This is a genomic window from Vibrio sp. Vb1337, assembly GCF_033338715.1.
Taxonomy (GTDB): Bacteria; Pseudomonadota; Gammaproteobacteria; order Enterobacterales; family Vibrionaceae; genus Vibrio; species Vibrio alginolyticus.
Genome location: NZ_JAWOTD010000006.1, coordinates 1 through 21,284 on the forward strand (window position 1 = coordinate 1; position 21,284 = coordinate 21,284).

The 21,284-nt window shown below is 43.6% G+C and carries 16 protein-coding genes, 1 tRNA gene and 1 other RNA gene; 13 read left to right on the forward strand and 5 right to left on the reverse strand.

Annotation, left to right across the window (positions count from 1 at the left end; translation table 11 throughout):
- Positions 1-156 precede the first annotated feature (156 nt).
- Positions 157-241, reverse strand: a tRNA-Tyr gene (locus R7E42_RS08455).
- A 284-nt stretch (positions 242-525) separates the two neighbouring features.
- Here R7E42_RS08455 and R7E42_RS08460 point away from each other — a divergent pair.
- The 3 genes from R7E42_RS08460 (at position 526) to R7E42_RS08470 (ending at position 5,152) form a co-directional block, all read left to right on the forward strand.
- Positions 526-1,620, forward strand: coding sequence for an efflux RND transporter periplasmic adaptor subunit (locus R7E42_RS08460; RefSeq protein WP_005389959.1), 1,095 nt, complete (start codon positions 526-528; stop codon positions 1,618-1,620).
- Positions 1,620-4,733: a multidrug efflux RND transporter permease subunit VmeF gene (gene vmeF, locus R7E42_RS08465; RefSeq protein ID WP_318072579.1), complete on the forward strand. Its 3,114-nt coding sequence runs from the start codon at positions 1,620-1,622 to the stop codon at positions 4,731-4,733. Before R7E42_RS08460 ends, vmeF begins: the two co-directional genes overlap by 1 nt.
- 221 nt (positions 4,734-4,954) lie before the next feature.
- Positions 4,955-5,152, forward strand: coding sequence for a type II secretion system protein (locus R7E42_RS08470; RefSeq protein WP_031781369.1), 198 nt, complete (start codon positions 4,955-4,957; stop codon positions 5,150-5,152).
- A gap of 90 nt (positions 5,153-5,242) precedes the next feature.
- Here the strand turns inward: R7E42_RS08470 and R7E42_RS08475 are convergent, their stop codons facing one another.
- Positions 5,243-5,818, reverse strand: a complete 576-nt coding sequence (locus tag R7E42_RS08475) for a porin family protein (RefSeq protein WP_033905033.1) — start codon at positions 5,816-5,818, stop codon at positions 5,243-5,245.
- Positions 5,819-6,032: 214 nt separating this feature from the next.
- Here R7E42_RS08475 and R7E42_RS08480 point away from each other — a divergent pair, with 214 nt between their 5' ends.
- Positions 6,033-6,350, forward strand: a complete 318-nt coding sequence (locus R7E42_RS08480) for a DUF1244 domain-containing protein (protein ID WP_005378586.1) — start codon at positions 6,033-6,035, stop codon at positions 6,348-6,350.
- A 62-nt stretch (positions 6,351-6,412) separates the two neighbouring features.
- Here the strand turns inward: R7E42_RS08480 and R7E42_RS08485 are convergent, their stop codons facing one another.
- Positions 6,413-7,507, reverse strand: coding sequence for a PLP-dependent cysteine synthase family protein (locus R7E42_RS08485; RefSeq protein WP_054575193.1), 1,095 nt, complete (start codon positions 7,505-7,507; stop codon positions 6,413-6,415).
- A 140-nt stretch (positions 7,508-7,647) separates the two neighbouring features.
- On the opposite strand from R7E42_RS08485, the gene R7E42_RS08490 reads away from it, so the two are divergent.
- Together R7E42_RS08490 and R7E42_RS08495 are read left to right on the forward strand one after the other, a co-directional pair.
- A complete protein-coding gene (locus R7E42_RS08490) occupies positions 7,648-8,112 on the forward strand; it encodes an Lrp/AsnC family transcriptional regulator (RefSeq protein ID WP_025998626.1) in 465 nt (154 codons plus the stop codon).
- A 456-nt stretch (positions 8,113-8,568) separates the two neighbouring features.
- Positions 8,569-11,610 carry a cadherin repeat domain-containing protein gene (locus R7E42_RS08495; protein WP_318072580.1) on the forward strand — a complete coding sequence of 1,014 codons (3,042 nt, stop codon included), beginning with the start codon at positions 8,569-8,571 and terminating at the stop codon, positions 11,608-11,610.
- 68 nt (positions 11,611-11,678) lie between these two features.
- On the opposite strand, the gene tesB is transcribed toward R7E42_RS08495, so the two are convergent.
- Complete coding sequence (tesB, locus tag R7E42_RS08500) at positions 11,679-12,539, reverse strand: acyl-CoA thioesterase II (RefSeq protein ID WP_005378575.1); 861 nt, start codon at positions 12,537-12,539, stop codon at positions 11,679-11,681.
- A 240-nt stretch (positions 12,540-12,779) separates the two neighbouring features.
- Here tesB and R7E42_RS08505 point away from each other — a divergent pair, with 240 nt between their 5' ends.
- Positions 12,780-13,214, forward strand: a complete 435-nt coding sequence (locus tag R7E42_RS08505) for a YbaY family lipoprotein (protein ID WP_005378572.1) — start codon at positions 12,780-12,782, stop codon at positions 13,212-13,214.
- A 30-nt stretch (positions 13,215-13,244) separates the two neighbouring features.
- Here the strand turns inward: R7E42_RS08505 and R7E42_RS08510 are convergent, their stop codons facing one another.
- Positions 13,245-13,547 (reverse strand): DNA base-flipping protein, encoded by a 303-nt coding sequence (locus R7E42_RS08510; RefSeq protein WP_033905036.1) that lies wholly within the window; start codon positions 13,545-13,547, stop codon positions 13,245-13,247.
- Positions 13,548-13,804: 257 nt separating this feature from the next.
- Here R7E42_RS08510 and R7E42_RS08515 point away from each other — a divergent pair, with 257 nt between their 5' ends.
- The 6 genes from R7E42_RS08515 (at position 13,805) to R7E42_RS08540 (ending at position 21,031) form a co-directional block, all read left to right on the forward strand.
- Positions 13,805-14,548 carry a hypothetical protein gene (locus R7E42_RS08515; RefSeq protein ID WP_005389942.1) on the forward strand — a complete coding sequence of 248 codons (744 nt, stop codon included), beginning with the start codon at positions 13,805-13,807 and terminating at the stop codon, positions 14,546-14,548.
- A gap of 152 nt (positions 14,549-14,700) precedes the next feature.
- Positions 14,701-16,704 carry a GGDEF domain-containing protein gene (locus tag R7E42_RS08520; RefSeq protein ID WP_318072581.1) on the forward strand — a complete coding sequence of 668 codons (2,004 nt, stop codon included), beginning with the start codon at positions 14,701-14,703 and terminating at the stop codon, positions 16,702-16,704.
- Between the two features lie 137 nt (positions 16,705-16,841).
- An RNA gene (ffs, locus tag R7E42_RS08525) (signal recognition particle sRNA small type) lies at positions 16,842-16,938 on the forward strand.
- 212 nt (positions 16,939-17,150) lie between these two features.
- On the forward strand, positions 17,151-17,885 hold the full coding sequence (locus R7E42_RS08530) for an RNA methyltransferase (protein ID WP_005378485.1): 735 nt from the start codon (positions 17,151-17,153) through the stop codon (positions 17,883-17,885).
- A 247-nt stretch (positions 17,886-18,132) separates the two neighbouring features.
- Positions 18,133-18,552: a CBS domain-containing protein gene (locus tag R7E42_RS08535; protein WP_005378483.1), complete on the forward strand. Its 420-nt coding sequence runs from the start codon at positions 18,133-18,135 to the stop codon at positions 18,550-18,552.
- Between the two features lie 172 nt (positions 18,553-18,724).
- Positions 18,725-21,031 carry a zinc/cadmium/mercury/lead-transporting ATPase gene (locus R7E42_RS08540; RefSeq protein WP_318072582.1) on the forward strand — a complete coding sequence of 769 codons (2,307 nt, stop codon included), beginning with the start codon at positions 18,725-18,727 and terminating at the stop codon, positions 21,029-21,031.
- Positions 21,032-21,284: the final 253 nt, after the last annotated feature.

Sequence of the window (21,284 nt, forward strand, 5' to 3'; positions counted from 1 at the left end):
CGGATTCGAACCATCGAAGGCAGTGCCGGCAGATTTACAGTCTGCTCCCTTTGGCCACTCGGGAACCCCTCCAGGGTGTTTTATACTTAAAAGTTAGTTTCCCAACCTAGCTTTCAAGTTGTTCTCACGTTTAAAGGAAAAACATAAGAAAGAATATGGTGGAGGGGGACGGATTCGAACCATCGAAGGCAGTGCCGGCAGATTTACAGTCTGCTCCCTTTGGCCACTCGGGAACCCCTCCAGAGGATTTTTATACTTAGTAAGATGTTTTCCCAACTCATCTCCCAAGTGCGGAGCGAATCATAGCAAACTCGCTCAGGCTGTAAAGCGTTTTTCTTACGTTTTTACGTTGAATGCTGTCTTTTTGGGCAAAGATGGTAGAAAGTCAGCGTTTTGTTTGTCCTTTGAACAGAAGAGAAGCGCGCTTTTTACTTGAATTTACACTACTTGACGTTAAACACCGTATCTACTGATAAACTGTAAGCAGTTTAATGACATAAGTTTATTCGTTTAGAAGTCAATATCATGAGCATGAAAGCCACGTTATCGTTATCTGTTTTAACGCTTTCTATATTACTGAGTTCTCCATCGGTTTGCGCTGCGATGCGAGGAGGCTCAGCGGTTACCGTTGTGACTGAACAAGTAGAAACGCACGAGATCAATCAATCCTTAACTCTTATCGGCAAATTAAAGGCAGCGGAGTCTGTGGTTGTCGCATCGGAAGTCGCCGGCAAAGTGAATCAAATCGCTGTTAAAGCGAATCAAAATGTTCAGCAAGACCAGTTATTAATTAAGTTAGATGACGATAAGGCTCAAGCCGCTTTGATTGAGGCAAAGGCGTATCTAAAAGATGAACAGCGTAAGTTAAAAGAGTTCCAACGTTTGGTTAAGCGGAATGCGATTACTCAAACTGAAATCGATGCACAAAAAGCCAGTGTTGAAATAGCACAAGCGAGGCTAGATGCTGCTCAAGCCAATTTAGCTGATCTCCATATTACTGCTCCATTTTCTGGCACTGTTGGTTTTATCGATTTTAGCCGCGGCAAAATGGTCAGTGCGGGTACTGAACTTTTGACGTTGGATGATCTTTCCGTCATGGAACTGGATTTACAAGTACCGGAGCGCTATTTATCGATGCTTTCTATTGGTATGGAAGTCATCGCTAAAACCAGTGCATGGGGTAGCCAGATCTTTACTGGTCAAGTCACAGGTATTGATACGCGTATCAGCGCCGAAACACTGAATCTTCGCGTGCGTATTGAGTTTGATAACCCAGAAAATCAATTGAAGCCGGGCATGTTGATGAACGCTTCACTAGCATTTCCTGCTATTAAGGCGCCAATCATTCCTGTTCAAGCGCTTGAATACTCCGGAACTAAACGTTTTGTATATGTAATTGATGAAAACAACAAAGCTACTCGTCAAGAAGTGTCGCTAGGTGCTCGTGTTGGTAACGAGGTGGTGATCGAATCTGGTGTTGAGATTGGTGACAAGATTGTGGTTCAAGGCATTGTTAACATGCGTGATGGTGTCGAAGTGAAAGAAATTGTCGCGCCACTAAAAGCGAACACCACGGATGTGACACGCAATGACAGTGAATCGGATGAGGAAGAAAACTAATGTTACTGTCCGACGTTTCAGTTAAACGCCCTGTCGCGGCGTTGGTTCTGAGCATGCTGTTGTGTGTGTTTGGCTTTGTGTCATTCACCAAATTAGCCGTTCGTGAAATGCCTGATATAGAAAGCCCAGTCGTTTCTATCAGTACGCGTTATGAGGGTGCATCGGCGACTATTATTGAAAGCCAAATTACCTCCGTTTTGGAAGACCAGCTTTCTGGGATCAGTGGAGTTGATGAAATTAGCTCCACTACTCGTAACAGCATGTCGCGTATCACGATCACGTTTGAATTAGGTTACGATCTCAACACAGGTGTGAGCGACGTGCGTGATGCTGTGGCTCGTGCTCAGCGCTCGCTACCTGATGAAGCGGATGACCCTATTGTTTATAAGAACAATGGCTCGGGAGAGGCGTCGCTCTATATCAATCTCAGTTCTGCAGAGATGGACCGTACTCAATTAACCGATTATGCCGAACGTGTATTGATGGACCGCTTTAGCCTGATCTCTGGGGTTAGCTCCATTGATCTCTCCGGTGGTTTGTACAAGGTAATGTACGTGAAGCTTAAGCCAGAACTAATGGCTGGACGTTCAGTTACAGCTTCGGACATTACATCAGCTTTGCGAAGTGAGAACCTAGAAAGCCCAGGTGGTGAAGTTCGCAACGACTCAACGGTAATGTCCGTGCGTACGGCTCGTACTTATAACACGCCTGAAGATTTTCAATATCTTGTCATTAAACGCGCAAGCGACAATACACCTATCTATTTAAAAGATGTAGCAGATGTCTTCATTGGTGCAGAAAACGAAAACTCAACCTTCAAAAGTGATGGTGTAGTAAACATCAGTCTTGGTGTGGTACCGCAGTCAGACGCAAACCCGTTAGAGGTTGCGAAGCTGGTTAGGTCTGAAGTCGATAACATCCAGAAGTTCTTACCAGAAGGTACACGTCTTGCGATAGATTACGACGCGACAGTATTTATCGAGCGTTCAATCGAAGAGGTGTACAGCACGCTATTTATCACGGGCGGCTTGGTGATTTTGGTGTTGTACATTTTCATCGGCCAAGCTCGTGCAACCTTAATTCCTGCGGTTACGGTACCTGTTTCTCTGATTTCTTCGTTCATTGCCGCGTACTACTTTGGGTTTTCTATCAACTTGATCACCTTGATGGCGTTGATATTATCGATTGGTTTGGTGGTGGATGACGCAATTGTGGTTGTAGAGAATATCTTCCACCATATTGAACGCGGTGAATCGCCATTACTCGCCGCATATAAAGGCACAAGAGAGGTTGGTTTTGCTGTTATAGCAACAACATTAGTGCTGGTGATGGTGTTCTTACCGATCTCCTTTATGGATGGCATGGTAGGTCTACTATTTACAGAGTTTTCTGTATTGCTGGCTATGTCGGTCATATTCTCCTCTTTGATTGCCCTGACGCTGACTCCTGTATTAGGTAGTCAGATTTTGAAAGCGAATGTAAAACCAAATCGATTCAATGAAGCGGTTGATCGCTTGTTTAGCAAGCTTGAGAGTGGTTATCGCGCATTATTGAAAGGCACATTGAAAGTACGTTGGGCTGCTCCGCTGGTGATTCTAGCTTGTTTGGGCGGTAGCTATTTCTTGATGAATCAGGTACCGGCCCAACTGACTCCACAAGAAGATCGCGGTGTGATATTCGCGTTTGTGCGCGGTGCAGATGCTACGTCATACAATCGTATGTCAGCCAATATGGATATTGTCGAAGACCGATTGATGTCATTACTAGGGCAAGGTTATCTGAAGTCATTCAGCATCCAAACGCCAGCGTTTGGTGGCCAGGCAGGAGACCAGACAGGCTTTGTGATCATGATTCTAGAAGATTGGAACGAACGTGATATCACGGCTCAGCAAGCCCTTAACAAAGTACGTAAAGAATTGGCAGGTATCCCAGATGTTCGAGTGTTCCCATTTATGCCAGGTTTCCAAGGTGGTTCGAGTGAGCCAGTTCAGTTCGTATTAGGCGGCTCTGATTACGGTGAGCTCGTTGTTTGGGCTGAAATGCTAAAGAACAAAGCAGAAGAATCACCAATGATGGAAGGAGCAGAGATAGATTACTCGGAAAAAACGCCTGAGTTATTGGTTACAGTTGACCGACAGCGTGCCGCAGAGCTAGGAGTCAGTGTTCAAGACATTTCTGACACCCTAGAAATCATGCTCGGTGGTAAAAGCGAAACGACTTATGTTGAGCGTGGCGAAGAGTACGATGTGTATCTTCGCGGTGATGAAAATAGCTTTAATAATGCTGCAGATTTAAGTCAGATTTATCTGCGCACGAATAGCGGTCAGCTAGTGACGTTAGATGCGGTCACAAAAATTGAAGAAGTGGCGGCCTCTATTCGTCTTTCTCACTACAACAAACAGAAGTCTATCACTATTACTGCCAACCTGTCGGAAGGTTATACATTAGGAGATGCGCTGAATTACCTAGACCAGGAAGCCATCGACAACTTACCGGGTGACATTTCGGTGAGCTATTCGGGGGAGTCGAAAGACTTTAAAGAGAACCAAGCGAGTGTTGCTGTTGTGTTTGCATTGGCACTACTAGTGGCGTATCTCGTGTTGGCGGCTCAGTTTGAAAGCTTCGTAAACCCGCTAGTGGTCATGTTTACGGTGCCGATGGGTGTATTTGGTGGCTTCCTTGGTTTGGTTATTATGGGCCAAGGTATGAACATTTATAGCCAGATCGGCATGATCATGTTGATTGGTATGGTGACGAAAAACGGTATTTTGATCGTAGAATTTGCCAATCAGCTACGTGATCGTGGCGTTGGGTTTGAAAAAGCGATCATTGATGCAGCTGCGCGACGTCTACGTCCAATCTTGATGACTGCGTTTACCACACTTGCTGGCGCAATTCCGTTGATCGTATCGACAGGGGCGGGTTATGAGAGCCGTATTGCCGTGGGTACGGTAATCTTTTTCGGGATGGGTTTTGCGACATTGGTGACCTTGTTTGTTATCCCGGCAATGTACCGATTGATTTCGGCTAAAACACAAGCACCAGGTCATGTAGAAGCAGAGTTAAACAAAGCAATTAGCCATGATACGAAGGGCCGTGTTGCCCACCCCTAGCAGTAGCACGTAAAGCTTTGATTGAAAACACCGGGCAATTTTTGTTCGGTGTTTTTTTATATAGATAGTGATTACTTATAGATTTAATGATTATTTTTGTTTATTATTTCGCCACTTCTTCGAGGGGCACAGGACTCGCTCATCGTTTTGACTGAATGTTGGGTCTTGTTAGGTTTAATGCTAGGAAAGCAGCCTATGCCTATTATTATTGAGGTGTTTCCTTGAAAAAAGTACGTGGTAGTTACATGGTCGAAATGGTTTTAGTTGCAGGTGTTATGGCGTTGCTAGCAACTACCGCACTTCCAACGTTGACGAATGCATTAAAAGATCGTCAAGATGGTATTTTGCATTCTCTCGATGCTGGTCAACCAAGCAACCATGTGAACAAAGAGGCTACAGAAACGTTCTCTGTTCAGTAAGTGACGACATATTATAGAATCTAAAAGAAGCCGAGGTAAAACTCTCGGCTTCTTTGTTTTTCAATTATGGAAACTTGGTGCTATCTAATGTTAGAAGCGTTTCCCTAGGCTGATTTGTACACCTTCGTAGCTGTCGTAAAAATCTTCAAAACCCATATCCGCGACATTATAAATGTACTCTGCGCGTAACCAGATATCTGTACTCATATCCCAATGGACGCCAGCACCGATGTTGAATAGTGCGCCTGAGTCATCTGTGACTTTTTGTTCGTTTGGTACGTACATTTCGGCTTGAGTGCCAAGCGCTGTTACGCGACCGAATAGTGATAGTGGAGTATCGCCTAAGTCATCACTCGTTACAACAGCTGACATACCTGCTTGGTAATAGTGAAGATCTAAGTCAGTTTTTAGAGCATCGTTCTTAAGTTCATTTTGTGAATAGCGCAGAACCCCTTCAAACGCGAGGTATTGGTTTACATGGTAACCCCAGCCAACTGTGATATGTGGTGTTGACCACTCATTGTCTCTATCCGAGCCGAAATACGGTGTATCAAAACCAACGTTACCAGTACCCAGATAAAAATAAGATTGATGAGCTTGTTCTTGAGCAGCTAAAGTTGGCACGCTAATGGTCAAGGCAGACAATAATAGAATGGCGTTTTTCATAACTAGACGATAACCTTGGTAAAAGACCGTTGTAATGATTTGTTTAAATGTTAATTCAATCAATAGGATGGACGGTAATTATCATATCAGCTTTTATCAAAGGTAGTGATTTTAGAATGGGAATTGTTGCGCTAAAGCATACTTATTACTCATGACTACCGACTAACTAGATATGGTGACGAAAGCTAGCTAAATAAGAGAGAAGGAAAGGAAAGTGGCTGAATTCAAATACAAAAACTTGACTCAAGAAGAACAAGATAAGTTAGACGCGGCGACATTTCGCCGTTTATTGGCGCATTTAGATGCCAACAAAGACGTACAAAACATCGACCTGATGATCCTTGCGGGCTTCTGTCGCAACTGCTTTAGCAAATGGTATAAATCTGAGGCTGAAAATCTCGGTTTGGATTTAGATATTGATGACGCTCGCGAACGTGTTTACGGCATGACTTACGATGAATGGAAACAAAATCATCAACCAGCGGCAACGCCAGAACAATTGGCTGCGTTTGAAGCGCGCCAGAAAAAGTAAAACCCAGCGATAAAAACAGCCCGCATGAAGTTGGGCTGTTTTTTTAAAGTCCAGTTTGCACGTTAAGCGTTAGTTGAGCCGCAACAAGCTGACTCAACGCAACCTTTTGCTTGAATGACTTCGAGTTGAGCTAAGTAAGGTTGAATATCGCCGATGTTCTCTTTTACCCATGTTAAGTCATAATACGTATCTAGGTAACGCTCTCCAGAATCACATAGAAGCGTCACGATAGAACCCTTCTCACCGCGTTGTTTCATCTCACAAGCCAATTGCAGCACACCGTAAAGATTGGTGCCTGTTGATGCGCCGACTTTACGTCCAATCAGCTGAGATACCCAATGGGCGGTTGCCACACTGGCTGCGTCTGGAATTTTGCGCATTTCATCAATGACACCAGCAATAAAGCTTGGTTCGACACGTGGTCGCCCGATACCTTCAATTTTGCTGCCAGTATCGCCTTTCAATGAGTGATTTCCTGACTGGAAAGCGTCGTAAAACACTGAGTTTTCAGGGTCTACCACGCAAAGCTTAGTGTCGTATTTTTGGTAACGAATAAAACGGCCAATGGTCGCTGATGTGCCGCCTGTTCCAGGACTCATCACTACCCAGCTAGGAATCGGGTGATCCTCTAACTCCATTTGGCTAAAGATAGAGTTCGCGATGTTGTTGTTACCGCGCCAGTCAGTCGCACGTTCAGCATAAGTAAACTGGTCCATGTAGTGACCATTTAGCTCTTGAGCCAAGCGTCGAGACTCGTCATAAATCTGATCTGATCGTTCAACAAGATGCGCTTTACCACCGTAAAACTCAATTTGTTCAATCTTTTTACGTGCGGTGGTTTTCGGCATAACAGCAATGAACGGTAAGCCAAGTAAACGCGCAAAATACGCTTCCGAAACGGCAGTGCTGCCTGAGGACGCCTCGATTACAGTGGTTTCAGGACCAATCCATCCGTTACAAATCGCATAAAGAAACAACGAGCGTGCCAATCGGTGTTTCAGAGAGCCTGTTGGATGCGTGCTCTCATCTTTTAGGTAGATATCGATACCATCAAGAGAAGGCAGTTCAAGTTTAAATAAATGAGTATCAGCAGAACGTTGGAAGTCTGCTTCAATTTTACGCACTGCATTGTTGATCCAATTGTGGTCAGTACACATGGCGTCTCTCCTTGGGAAATCGATAGATAAGTATTAGATAGGGATAATTTATCTATAATTTTCGAGAAAAACTTTGCTATTGTTACTCTTAATAAAGATTTTTGTAGAAAAATTTTCTACATTTTATTGGTTTTATAGAAATGAGTTTAGATCGAATAGATAAGCAGCTGCTTGCTTTACTACAAACCGACAGCACCTTGTCATTAAATGACGTGGCTGAGCGAGTCAATCTTACTACAACACCATGCTGGAAGCGCTTGAAAAGGTTGGAAGAAGAGGGCTACATCGAAAAACGCGTGGCGTTGTTAAGTGCAGAAAAGCTCGAGCTATCTTTCATTGCATTTGTTCAGTTAAAAACGATTGATCATTCCGAAGGTTGGTATCACCATTTTGTTACAACTGTGAGTGACTTTCCTGAGGTAATGGAGTTTTATCGTATGGCTGGCGAGTATGACTACATGATGAAAGTACTAGTCAAAGATATGAAGTGTTTTGACGAATTCTATAAGCGGTTAGTTAATAGCGTAAAAGGGCTATCTAATGTGACTTCAACATTTGCTATGGAGTCCATTAAATACACAACAGAGTTACCAATCCTAAAATAACTCGCCCTATAAGAATTCTATCTAATGTTAATTCTACCTTTTAGTATTTTAAATGTTAAAAGGTAGTTTGATTATGCTTTTAAAACTATTTCCTATCAGATTTTCATAAATATAAACGATATTTATTCTCTCTTCTATTTTTCATTAACCATTTGTTTTTACAGTCCATTAATCCCATACATCATAATGAAAGAAAAAATAACGCAATTTTTTCTCTTTCTTTTTCATGTTTTATTTTATTGAATATTAATTTTTACTAAATTAATGGAAGAGTTTGATTTAAACGTTTGCTTTTTGTGTTTTCATGTAATTTGGTCGCTATTTTTGAGTATTTGTTTTTAGGATTAATACAGTAGCAATTACTTAAGTAATAAAGTACTCAAAAATGGGGATAGTGATTAATAAAACATCGTATTATTATCGCCCCATCTTGTATGTAACAAAGTATTACTAAAAATGAACAGAAATTACTATTTGCTTTTTCTCGCAGCTTTACTCGCTGGCTGTGGCGGTGGGGGAGACTCTAAGCCGAACAATACGAAGACACCAACTACGATAACAAAGCAGAACCGTCCGCAATTAAAAGTGGAAGACACGGTGTTGAAGTTTGAAGGAGTGGGAACGGTTACTGAAGCAAAACTGAGCAATGTACATGGGTCGGTATCTTACCAAGTCATTGATTCTAATCCGCCAAATGTCGTGAAAATTAATGACTCAGGAATACTACAAATTCTGCGCCCAGGAACGGCGACTATTCTTGCTATAGATAGTAGCTCTGCTTATGAATCTTCTGAAGCAAGATTTTCTGTCACTGTAGAGCGAGGCATCAATACTGAACTTTCAGTGAGTGATCTGAATTTCAATGCGATTGAGTCAGAAGGAAAAACGTTGATCGTCCGTGGCCAAAAAGGCGAACTGAGTTATGAGGTAGAAAGTGGTCATAACTTGATTCGTGTTGATGAGAACGGTTCGGTATATTCATTAGGTTCAGTTGGTCAGGCATCGGTGCTGATTACCGATTCAGGTAACGACTTTTACTTGCCGAAACAAGTTCGCGCTGCGGTTAAACTGCATGCAGTAGCTCCGGGGCAATTACAGTTCGCTTTGCTTGAAGACGAGTATCGAGAAGGGTTGACGTTAGAACCAGTGCGTCTAGATAAAGCTCAAACGCAACGTATTTCTTACAAAATTATAAATAGCGTACCAGACAGCAAGGTGGCCGAGTTGCTAGACCCTGAAACGGGTTTGCTTCTTGTTCATAATGTTGGTCGATTAACGGTTGAAGCGACTGCAACTTACAGCGACGCGTTTCTGGATAAACAGCAAACAGCGCAATTTTTTGTGGATGTAAAACAAGGCAAGCGTCAAGAAATCAGCGCAGCGGATATCGTCACAACTTATGAGGAAGGTGGACGAATTTTCCCTAAGGTGACGAACGTCTACGGTGACTATGAGCTGAGAATCATTCGTGGTGAAGACGTTGTCGCTAAAACTGAAAATGGTGAAGCATTACTGATCAAAGGTGTTGGTGCTGCTGAAGTGGAAATTTACGAGCATGACATGCGTAATTATCCTGCAAGCAAAACTCGCTTTGATCTTGAAGTTAATCGCGCGCCTCATCCCGTTATAAAAGACATTGAAATGCCGCTTACCTATCAACCAAATCTTTCAATCCCTCTGGCGTTTAAAGGGCAAAAAGGTAACGTAAATCTAGTTAGCAGCTTACCTAATGGCTTACGAATGACTGACGGCAAGTTGGAGGTAGTGACTGCGGGTGAGTACGACCTTAAGTTTGAAGACGATGGTGGGGAGTTCTACCAACCTATTCAATTTAATGTCGTCATTAAAGTTGCAAAGGCTGAAGGCCAACCGATGGCAACGCACGATTATGACGTTGTATACAGCAACAAATACAGTTTTGATCTTCACCGTGATTTTGGTTTGAGTGCTGACGAGCAAATTGAGATTGTAGATAACACCGCACCAGATGTTGTCGGTGGTTTTAGTGAAGGACGTCTCCATGTGTATAAAGCGGGTAAAGCGACGCTAACTGTGCGCAGAAAAGAGAGCGCGAATTATACTGTTGGTCCTGATCAAAAAGTCTACGTGACAATTTTGAGTGCGCCGAGCCGAATTGAAGTTCAATCCGATGTGGAAGAGATTTGGAAGGTTGACCAAACATTTCTTGCGCCGAAAATCTCTGGTACGGTTGGGGAAGTTACGTACCGATTTGCAGACAACGCAGCAACAGATGTGGTTTCCTTAAACAGCCAAACGGGTGCCATGCAAATTCTTAACTCTGGTAGCACAAAAATTATTGTTTCGGATGCGGGGGACGACAAAGTGGATCCGGGTGAAAGTAGTTTCTCGGTCACGATTAAACAAGGCACAAACCCTGTATCGGTTACTTACCCAACGGTAGAATTCTCCGCTGGTAGTGTTATCTCACCAGTGATGAGTGGTGGGACTGCGAAGGCAAGTTACCGTCTTATTAACCAAAAAGACCCTGTGGTCGAGCTAGTTTCTCCTGATACAGGGCGTTTGAAAATCCTGCATGCAGGCACGTACCAATTAGAGGTTACCCTTACTGGGCGCAACTACAAAGCTAAAACAATCGTCGTAAATGGCACTATTAACAAAGCGAATCACCCTGGTTTAAGTGCTTCTACAATGAAGGTGGAATTTGAACCATTTAAAAAGGTTAAGCTAGATTTTGGTACACCAATAGGAAACCGCAGCTATCAAATATCCAGCTCAACAATTAAAGGAGTCGCTTCATTAGATGTTGATAAGGAAGAGCTGACGTTACTTGACCTCCCACCAGTAAAAAGACGTTGGATTTCTCTCGACGTTTCGGAAGGAGAATCTCGAGATTACAAAGCGTTGGAAAGTAAGAAAGTCCAGCTGTATCTAAGCTTTGCAGATGAAGGTGTTGCGGATCAATATACATTGCTTGAAACTGAACAAACAGTATTGTTTAGCACGCTAAATGCACGTGAGTTTTCTAACTTAGAAGAAAGTGAGTTTGGTTTGATGAACGTTCGTTCAGTGCGTGAGCCAACGGACGAAGAATTGAAATTATACGGCAAAGGTAAGATTGCACTACTTGCATTCAAGCCGGTGGGTAACGATGACCAAACTCTAATAAAAGGAGCGTGGGTACACTTAGCTCGATTTGATGGATGTACATCAGAGCTGTTCGAAGATGATCTCAAGCCTTTTGAAGCAATTGACTATGATGACCCAGGGTACTGCACCAACGGCAGCACGATTCGTATGACTCGGTTCTTAATAATTGATGACTCGAAGATGGAAAAGGTAGAGTATGAGTTAGTAGCACCTGTGATTACTTACCGTCGTGGGGTTCGTGAATTTTTAGCAACGAATAAAGGTGGATTCTATGCCGACCCAAATGTCATTTACGGGAAAGGCGAATATGGTTACCCGAAATCACTTTACGAATGGTCGGTTATTAACATGAAGTATCAACCAAATTAATCATCGTTTGATACCCATTAAAAAAGGAGTGCGGAACAGCACTCCTTTTTTCGTCTGGCGAACACGAGCTATTTCGTGTAGCGCATCACCCCTTCTTGCACGGCGGTCGCCACTAAGTGACCTTGCTGGTTGTATATTTCGCCACGGACCAACCCACGAGTATTGCTCGCCGTTGGGCTCTCTATCGCATATAGAAGCCATTCATCCATCTTAAACGGACGATGGAACCAGATAGAGTGGTCAATGGTGGCCACTTGAAAGTTAGGCGTCATTAATGAGACTTCATGTGGATGCATTGCTGTCACAAGGAATCCCCAATCGGATGCGTAGGCCAGAAGGTACTGGTGAATTAGCTGATTCTCTGGCATTTCACCATTAGCACGAATCCAAAGGTACTGTTTGGGTTCTGCTTTTTTGGGCTTCAAAGGGTTGATAACCGTAACGGGGCGAGTTTCGATTGGCTTTTCCCCGCAAAATGTTTTGCGTAAGCGTTTGGGTAGAAATTCTGCAATATGGCTTGCGAGCTCACTCTCTGAGGCAAAGTTTTCTGGACCAGGGATATCTGGCATTTCTTTTTGATGATCAAACCCAGGTTGATCGCCATGGTAGGATGCGGTTAGGTAAAAAATAGGGCGTCCATTTTGAATTGCTTTTACGCGTCTAGTGCTAAAGCTACGGCCATCTCTCAGATTTTCTACATCATAAATAATAGGTTTTTCTGGATCGCCAGGGTACAAAAAATAGCTATGGAAGGAGTGTACCGTGCGTGTTTCTTCAACGGTGTAGCGCGCAGCAGAAAGCGCTTGCCCAATTACTTGACCGCCATAAACTTGAGGCAAACCTAGGTTTTCACTTTGGCCACGAAACAAGCCTTCTTCTAATTTTTCGAGTTGTAGTAGGCTGAGCAATTCTCGTAGTGGTTTACTCATTGTGTCTCCTCACCGTTGTCTTTCATTCCAAGTTACCTCAACAGCCTCACTCTTGTGAAGTGGCATAGTTAAGAACTATTGAGTAACTTAGAAATAGTATTGTTCCAATTATGAAACAAAATCAATTGTTTGATAAATTCTAACTCAGTCAAACTATTGTCAAATAAAGTGACAGGAAGCAGACAGTTTTATATTCCACACCTATAATTGCCTCGGTTTAATGCTCTTTTCGAGGAATATATGAAAAAAACACTACTACTTGTTACTTCTCTACTCTTTGGGGCTGCGTTAGTGGGTTGCCAAACTTCTCAAAATACAGAAATGGAATCTACAGAAGCGTCAATGAAGACGATTACAGGTACAGTGGCTTATCGCGAGCGGATTGCCTTGCCACCAAACGCAGTGGTTACTATTGCATTAGAAGATGTGTCCTTGGCGGATGCCCCAGCAAAAGTGTTGGCGAAACAGACATTCGAAACGGAAGGTAAGCAAGTTCCTCTTTCTTTTGAGTTGAGTTACGACAGCAATGAAATCAAACCAAACCATCGTTACAGCGTTCGTGCTCGCATTGAGGTAGATGGAAAGCTGCGTTTTATCAGCGACACACATAACGGTGTTATTACAGATGAAGCACAAACTCACCAATTAGATATTCGTCTAGTTGGAACACGTTAATACGACGTACTGAGAACAAAAAATGGCAGCTTAAGGCTGCCATTTGTATTTTTTAAGTGAAGTTTTGCCAACTTCCGATACTTCAATCCCTTCTGCTTCTAATTTCTTTTTTTGTCGCTCTAAGTCTCTGCCTTTTAAAGATATTTTTCCTTGGCTATTTACCACTCTAAACCAGGGGAGTTTGCTGTCTTCTGGTAGGTTACCCAGTGCTTTACCAACATGTCTCGCATAGCCCGGATAACCGGCCATTTTTGCAATTTCCCCATAGGTGGAGACTTTTCCTTTTGGAATTTGGTGAATTACAGCAAAGATTTGCGCTAAAAATTGGTCCATACTCAAAAGTGTCTATTTTGGATTACTAAGGAATGGTAAACCATTGGACTTGTATATTGCTAACGGTTCTTAACCCTTGTGTTGTCAGCGACTCACTTTGAAGAATTACATTTTCTGTTCTTTAGTGTCGTTGGTTGATGAGCCTTAAACAGCATGAAGCAAACGCAAGCTAAGCTTGAATCTAGACCCTCTCAACGACTTTCAATCCCAGTTTTTGCCGTTGAGTTACCAAGTAGGTGGGGAAGCCAGGAGGCGCTATGATTTTATCGACACTTCAATTTTTCGTTACGACCTTACTCGCTGTTGTCTGCGTTCGGGCGATGAGTTTGAGCGAGGGTGACATTCCCGTTCTTGCACTTATGATCCCCGCGCTGTGGGTTCTGCCACAAGGTGGGTTCGCTGGCTTAGTATTGCTGGGCGCGATGATGGCTTTTGGTGCGACACTCTCAATGCAGCCAATTGCTTTGTCGGTTGGTGTTTTGATCCTTTTCCCACTTTTAATGGTGGTGTTTTCTCGTAGAAGCTCTTTAGGCGTGTTGCTCACCGCTGGTCTTATTGTACTTACACTGCAAGTTGGTCTTATGGTCACACAGCAAGGCGGTAAGCTGGATGGGTCTGCTTGGGTTACAGTGGTTCAAACCATTGCGGTTATGGCGATGTGGTGGTCGGCTGCGCATTGGACGCCATCCAATAAACACAGCTGGTGGCCGTTGTTTTTGTTGCTCCCTTTGTGGATTGCAGGCCTACCGTACGCCGTTCTTATGGCGTTAAGTTTGACGGGAATGTTAGCGTCAATGGAAGCACTTGCGAAGCTTCAACATACCATTCGTTGGAGCAAATTATTATGTTGGACATTGCCGACTGTGGGTTTTGCCGCCTTAGTCGTCAGCCCGACCACGGATGTGCCAAACCCTGTTTTCGTGGTTTGGATCTGTTTGTTAGGGACGGCTTGGATGACTGACTATATTTTACGTAGTAGCGATGAACAGGCTGAATTATGAGTTTTTAGTCAGGTAAAAAGTGACATGTGCGGCAGAGTATCGAATTGGTTGTGGAACAAAATGGAGATTAGTATATGTTCTTCATTTCATATTTACTACACTTCCAATAATAATAACCACAATATAAGTGGTTGATTTAAGATAAGTTTGTCATGACAACTTTTGCTCGAACACTGTTGCTTTTTGCATGTTGCCTCTTGAGTTTGAATGTAAAAGCCGAAGCCCCTTTAATTGCTCATTATAAAGTCGCGACTGAAGCGGATGATGTCGTCACTCGTGTTCTTTTCAATGCTGCTTCAAAGGAGTTTGGCTTTACCGTTCAATACGTGAACTACTCCAGCTTTGATGCCATTCTAAATTCAGTAGCGAATGGGGAAGCGGACTTTGCTGCGAATATCACTTACACACAAGAACGTGCTCAACGTTTTAGTTATTCCCGCCCAACAAATATCGAATATACCTACCTCTTTGGTTTAAAAGATTCGACGTTGAGTGACATTTCGCGTGTTGGCGTCCCCAAAGATACAGTTTATGCCCAATTACTTAAACAACACTACCCTGAGCTAGAACAGATCTCTTATCAAGGTCACGAACAAGCAGTAACACTGCTACGTTCAGGTGCTGTGGATGGCGTTGTCGATGCCATTAACCAGCTCAAGCCGATGCTGATGGAGGGGTTTGACGCCAAGATGCTCAATGATCAGATTTCGATAAAGCCCGTATCCATCATCAGTAAAAAAGATCATCATCTTGAAGAGTTGGACACGTTCGCTACGTTTATTCACGGGGAAGCGGTGCAAAAGCAGCTTCGCGAAGAAATTTCCCAGTATCAATTTGAATTAAGGCGAGCAGCGTTGCGTGATTCTATTCGTTTATTACCCCTTGATTTTAATGAACCAATACGGATTAAGCTCGAATCTATCTTTCCATATGTTGTATACAACGCAGATGGTAGTGTCGAAGGGATGACGGCTGATGTAGTCCTGAGAAGCTGTGAGATCTTGGCTTTAAACTGCTTGATCATTAGTGAGCCTGGTGAAAGCTGGGGTTCTATGTACCATGAGTTTATCCAAGGTAATTTCGAAATTTTGGCGCCGTTAACGGTCAGCCGTGAGCGGCGCGCATTTAGCTACTTTCCAAAGCCCCATTACGCGCCAGCATCGGTGATGGTCAAGCGTTTAGGTTACAAGCCGAGCACATACTCTCATGTTTCACAGTTGATATCTGAGCGGATTGGCGTAGTTAAGGATGACTTTTTCGATCAAATGATGACGCAATTGTTACCGCTAAAAGAACTCAAACGTTATCGTACCCAACAAGAGCTCATTCAGGGGCTACTAAATGAAGAAGTCGATTACATTCCGATGGATACGGCGATGCTCAATCATTTTTTACGTCTCAGTGAATTGGTTCCGATAGAGCAGGATACCGCTATTGGCGAGTTTTATGAGTCACAACTCTCTGTTGGATTGGTCGCGAATGAAAAAGGAGCCATGCTTGCGCCTTTCTTCAGTCGAGCGATAGCGATGTTAGAAGTTGATAAGATCATTGCTCAGTACGATGTACGCCCAGATTGGCGTACCGCACTTGAATATGAGATTCGATTAGCGACGCAAACACAAGCTGTGTTTATCTTTGTATTATTGTTTGCTATTTGTGTTTCGCTTTATCTTTACCGTCAATCGAACACTGACAACTTAACAGGGTTAAGGAACCGTCGTGCGTTGCAAGTAAAGTATCGAAAAGGAGTAAACAAAGATCTATCCATACTTTACTTAGACATTAATCATTTCAAACGAATCAATGACACTTATGGGCATCGCGCTGGGGACGAAGTTTTACAACTACTGGCACTAAAAATTCATTATGTCTGGTCGGGAAGATGTTATCGAATTGGAGGGGATGAGTTCATATTGCTGGGTTATCCAACGCAAGCCGAGTTAACTAGAGCAATGAGAGAGCTCAGTAGAATCGACGTGAAAGGCAAATTATGTAGTGATTTGGAGTCTATAAGTATCTCTATTGGTTTCTCTGCAAAAAGGGAACGGCACATGATCTTAGAGCAAGCGATGCATTTGGCTGATGAAGACATGTACATGAGTAAGCAGTCCTCACGGCACGACTCCTCTTATCGTGACTGTACGGTTTCATCATAAAGGAATGAATTGATCGAGTTTTGTTCAAACGGTAATGAAATGATGAAATTCAAGGTTTTTGCTCTTGCATTATGAGAGCTGATACTGAATAATCGCCCCATCGATTGAGGCAAGACCTCTCGAAAAGAATTATGGGGCTCTGGTCCTCTCGCAACAATAGCTCGTGAACTCGGTCAGGTCCGGAAGGAAGCAGCCGCAGCGTGTGACTTGTGTGCCGGGATGTGGCTGGGGTCCCACCCTTTGAAAGCCCTGCGTTATCGCAGGGCTTTTTTCGTTTTTGAGCCTTCTTTTATTTTGGCTACGCTTGGTGTTCAACGTCTTCTGATGATCAAGCTTCTTGAGGTTATTTAGGTATAATTTATAATCTCATCCGCTTGATACCGAACTTTCGTGAAGATTGTTTAGGGTACGCTCGCCGAATAACCATTTTCACCTGGGATACTTTAATGATTTCAAAAAACCAATTAAAACTGCTTCGTGCTTTAGGTCAAAAGAAACAGCGTAAAGCGCATGGCTTATTCCTAGTTCAGGGTGAAAAGAACGTACTAGAGCTAGCAAGTAGTTCATTGAAGGTGAAGCAGGTTTTTGCAACAGCGGCATTTCTCGAACAAAATGCTGGTACGCTAAATCGTTTTGATTGTGTTGAAGCATCGCTTGATGAATTGACCAAAGCGAGCACGCTTGTGAGCAATAATGCGGCCATTGCTGTGGTTGAAATTCCGAGTGTAAAAGAGCCTCAAGCGAAAGGCTTGATGATTGCGCTAGATGGTGTATCCGACCCTGGTAATCTAGGTACGATTATTCGTGTTGCAGACTGGTATGGCATCAAGCACATTATTGCGAGTACAGATTGTGCTGATCCTTATAATCCTAAAACGATCAGTGCGACCATGGGCAGCTTTGGCCGCGTACAAGTGAGTTTGGTGGATTTGCCAAGTTATTTGGAACACGCCAAATTGCCAGTATATGGCGCGTTTTTGGAGGGAGAGAGCGTTCATAAAACGGATTTCGCTGCTGAAGGTATTTTGTTGATGGGCAGCGAATCTCATGGTGTGCGCGAAGCCGCAGCAAAATTCGTGACAGATAAGATCACGATTCCGGCGTTTGGCGGTGCCGAATCACTGAATGTCGCGATGGCGACTGGCATTATTTTAGACAACATGCGCCGCCAACATAGCTAACGCAACAATTACTTAATAACAAAGCCAGTCAATTTGACTGGCTTTGTTGTATTTATTGCCTAGAAAAATCAGCCTGGCTGAATCTTGCGTTTAACGAAATACAGTGAATGTTGTTCGGTGAGTTAATTTTGTTTTAGTTCAATAGGCTGTGCCTATAAATAAAATTACTCCTTTCCATTTAGTAAAATCAGGAAATTAGGCGACACTTATCTAAAGGCCGCAATAAAATGCCCTTAAGGAGATAAGAATGCATTCATTAAAAGTAAAAGATTACATGACGTTGCAAGCGGTGACTTTCACGAAAGATATGTCACTTTCGGCAGCTTTAAACAAAGTAATGCAAAGTGTCACACTAGGTGGCCCTGTCATTGATGAAAATGAAAAAGTGGTTGGGTTTTTATCGGAGCAAGACTTATTAGATAAGTTGGTGAAAGCAAGTTATCACTGCCAAGATACACATACGGTACAAGAGTGTATGCATGATGATGTCTTATCTGTTTCTCCAGAAATGTCAGTAATTGAACTGGCTGACATGATGAAAGTTGGAAAGCCGAAAATGTATCCAGTGGTGGATGGCAAAGGTAAGTTGGTTGGTGTTATCACAAGAAGAGACGTGCTGCGTGCCATAGGAATGACATTAAATGAGTGTTTTAAGCATCCCGTTTAACCTCTCTGTTTAAACTTTACGGAATATTGCTTTTAAACTGGTTTGGAAAGACGCTTCGGCGTCTTTTTTATTTTCTATCGCCGAACTGTACAAATTTATCTTGACCTTGGAGCTTACTCTAAGGTTTATCCTTAGCAATAGGTAAATCACCGATACCAATAAGGAAAAAATTATGTGTACAAAACATCAAGGTTGCCAATCTAGCAAAATCAAAACTGCGGTGCCGCTTGGTGCAAGCGAGTCATGCTGTGCGCCAGTAAAATCTTCGCTCAATATCTCTCAGGCCAGTGTTGATGTTTCTGAAAGCTCTTGCTGTAGTGGAGGAGGCTGCAGCGTTGACACAGGCGAGGAAGACGATCCCAAAAGGGAGAGTAATTCCTCCGTTCGGAACGCTTGGCTTGTGTCAGGTATGGATTGCCCATCTTGTGCGCAAAAGCTTGAGAAAGCCATTACGTCTTTACAAGGCGTCAGCCAAGCCAAGGTTTTGTTTGCAACAGAAAAACTGGTCGTCGATTTTGATGATCGAGAGCTGATAACTACGATAGAGCAGACAGCCCAAAAAACGGGTTTCCCGCTCTCTTCACTGGATGCTCCAAAACCAAGCACTACAAAGAAAGGCTGGCTTGGCGTCATAAGAGACAACATCCAAATTCTCTCGATTGCTGGTGCAATGGCTACTGCGGCAGTAATTTCTAAGATCGACCCTCAAATAAGCGCTTGGTTATTCACTTTGACGTGTTTACTTGGTTTATACCCAATCGCGCTCAAAGCATTTAAGTTGGCGCGTAGCGGTACGCCTTTTGCGATTGAAACGTTAATGAGTGTAGCGGCGCTCGGCGCTTTATATTTAGGTGAAACCGCCGAAGCCGCAATGGTGTTATTGCTTTTCCTTATTGGTGAAAAGTTAGAAGCATATGCATCATCTCGCGCGCGAAGCGGTGTCCAGGCGTTAATGGACTTAGTCCCAGAAAATTCAATTTTAATTATTGATGGAGAGCGTAAAGAAGTACCAGCTGCTCAGCTTAAACCAGGGGATACCATAGAAGTCGCACCCGGAGGTCGTTTGCCTGCCGACGGTGTTTTGCAAGATGCGCTTGCGAGTTTTGACGAAAGTGCGTTAACGGGAGAATCTGTTCCCGTTGAACATCAAACCGGTGGCAAAGTGATGGCCGGGGCTGTGGTTGTCGATAAAGTGGTTCGCTTACAGGTGACTTCCCGTCAGGGCGAGAATGCGATAGACCGAATTCTTCATTTGATTGAAGAAGCCGAATCTCGTAAGGCACCATTAGAACGTTTTCTTGATAAATTTAGCCGTTGGTATACGCCGCTAATGATGTTGGTGTCTCTGATGGTTATCGTTACGCCGCCATTACTATTTGCCCAACCGTGGGAAACGTGGATCTATCGAGGACTCGCCCTGCTGTTGATTGCTTGTCCATGTGCATTAGTCATTTCAACGCCTGCGGCGATCACTTCTGGCTTGGCGGCAGCTGCTAAGCGGGGCGCATTGATCAAAGGTGGTGCGGCGCTTGAGTTGCTTGGCAAGGTTGAGTCTGTCGCATTTGATAAAACTGGGACACTGACGCAAGGTAAACCAGAAGTGACTGACGTCTTTGCTTTTGATATGGATGAAGACAAGTTACTTAGCCTAACTGCGTCAATCGAGGTTGGTTCAAGTCATCCTCTAGCGGTTTCTTTAGTTACCAAAGTGCAAGAGCAGGGGCTTACTATTCCTGAAGCGTTGGATAAAACCGCGCAAGTAGGCTCTGGTGTCACTGGTTACGTCGATGGAAAAATGGTCCAAGTGGTCACGCCTTCAAAGGCAGACTTTCCACTTTCTCAAGAAGCCAAAGAGCAAGTGGTTACGTTGGAACAACAAGGTAAAACGGTTGTCATTGTGCGTTTCGATGACGAGGTCATTGGCGTGATCGCATGGCAAGATACATTGCGCTCAGATGCCCAGCAAGCCATCGCAATGTTGAAGGAACTTGGGGTCACGTCGGTGATGCTAACGGGTGACAACCCGAGAAGTGCAGAAGCAATGGCAAATAGAATAGGCTTGGATTATAAAGCGAGTTTGTTACCTGCAGACAAGGTGCATTACGTCGAGAAGCTATCACAACAACATACCGTTGCGATGGTGGGAGACGGTATCAATGATGCTCCAGCCATGAAAGCTTCGAGTATCGGCATTGCGATGGGAGGCGGTACGGATGTTGCGCTCGAGACTGCTGATGCGGCGTTAACACACAACCGTTTGATTGAGCTACCTGCCATGATAGAACTGTCGCGTGCGACGCTAAGTAACATTCGTCAGAATGTCGCGTTAGCGCTAGGTTTGAAAGGTGTATTCTTAGTGACAAGTTTACTTGGTGTTACTGGGTTGTGGGTTGCTGTATTAGCCGACAGTGGTGCAACAGCACTGGTGACATTGAATGCGTTGAGATTACTTCGTTTTGAGTCCAAGCAGATCAAATAACTGACCTAACCATTGATCCCACTCATTAATAGCCCGAGGCATTCGTGTATCGGGCTTTTTTTAACCGTATTAACCTGATGCGATCAGACGTTTTTCTCGTCCTTGAAATCACGCATTGCTATGCAACAAAATGATCTAATGCCCCTTAAAGTGTGATCAATACCAGTTTTGTTTGAAATTTCATTTTCATTACATCTTGTCATTGTGATTGTGATCACTCTATGTTGGTGAAAGGTTCGCTACAGTGCATCTG

What these genes read in the sequence shown, in the direction of transcription:
- R7E42_RS08475 (WP_033905033.1), bottom strand. Translation starts at nt 5,818, where the DNA reads ATGAAAAACGCCATTCTATTATTGTCTGCCTTGACCATTAGCGTGCCA.
- R7E42_RS08515 (WP_005389942.1), top strand. Translation starts at nt 13,805, where the DNA reads ATGATTTTATCGACACTTCAATTTTTCGTTACGACCTTACTCGCTGTT.
- R7E42_RS08495 (WP_318072580.1), top strand. Translation starts at nt 8,569, where the DNA reads ATGAACAGAAATTACTATTTGCTTTTTCTCGCAGCTTTACTCGCTGGC.
- tesB (WP_005378575.1), bottom strand. Translation starts at nt 12,539, where the DNA reads ATGAGTAAACCACTACGAGAATTGCTCAGCCTACTACAACTCGAAAAA.
- vmeF (WP_318072579.1), top strand. Translation starts at nt 1,620, where the DNA reads ATGTTACTGTCCGACGTTTCAGTTAAACGCCCTGTCGCGGCGTTGGTT.
- R7E42_RS08510 (WP_033905036.1), bottom strand. Translation starts at nt 13,547, where the DNA reads ATGGACCAATTTTTAGCGCAAATCTTTGCTGTAATTCACCAAATTCCA.
- R7E42_RS08540 (WP_318072582.1), top strand. Translation starts at nt 18,725, where the DNA reads ATGTGTACAAAACATCAAGGTTGCCAATCTAGCAAAATCAAAACTGCG.
- R7E42_RS08505 (WP_005378572.1), top strand. Translation starts at nt 12,780, where the DNA reads ATGAAAAAAACACTACTACTTGTTACTTCTCTACTCTTTGGGGCTGCG.
- R7E42_RS08485 (WP_054575193.1), bottom strand. Translation starts at nt 7,507, where the DNA reads ATGTGTACTGACCACAATTGGATCAACAATGCAGTGCGTAAAATTGAA.
- R7E42_RS08490 (WP_025998626.1), top strand. Translation starts at nt 7,648, where the DNA reads ATGAGTTTAGATCGAATAGATAAGCAGCTGCTTGCTTTACTACAAACC.
- R7E42_RS08535 (WP_005378483.1), top strand. Translation starts at nt 18,133, where the DNA reads ATGCATTCATTAAAAGTAAAAGATTACATGACGTTGCAAGCGGTGACT.
- R7E42_RS08530 (WP_005378485.1), top strand. Translation starts at nt 17,151, where the DNA reads ATGATTTCAAAAAACCAATTAAAACTGCTTCGTGCTTTAGGTCAAAAG.
- R7E42_RS08520 (WP_318072581.1), top strand. Translation starts at nt 14,701, where the DNA reads ATGACAACTTTTGCTCGAACACTGTTGCTTTTTGCATGTTGCCTCTTG.
- R7E42_RS08460 (WP_005389959.1), top strand. Translation starts at nt 526, where the DNA reads ATGAGCATGAAAGCCACGTTATCGTTATCTGTTTTAACGCTTTCTATA.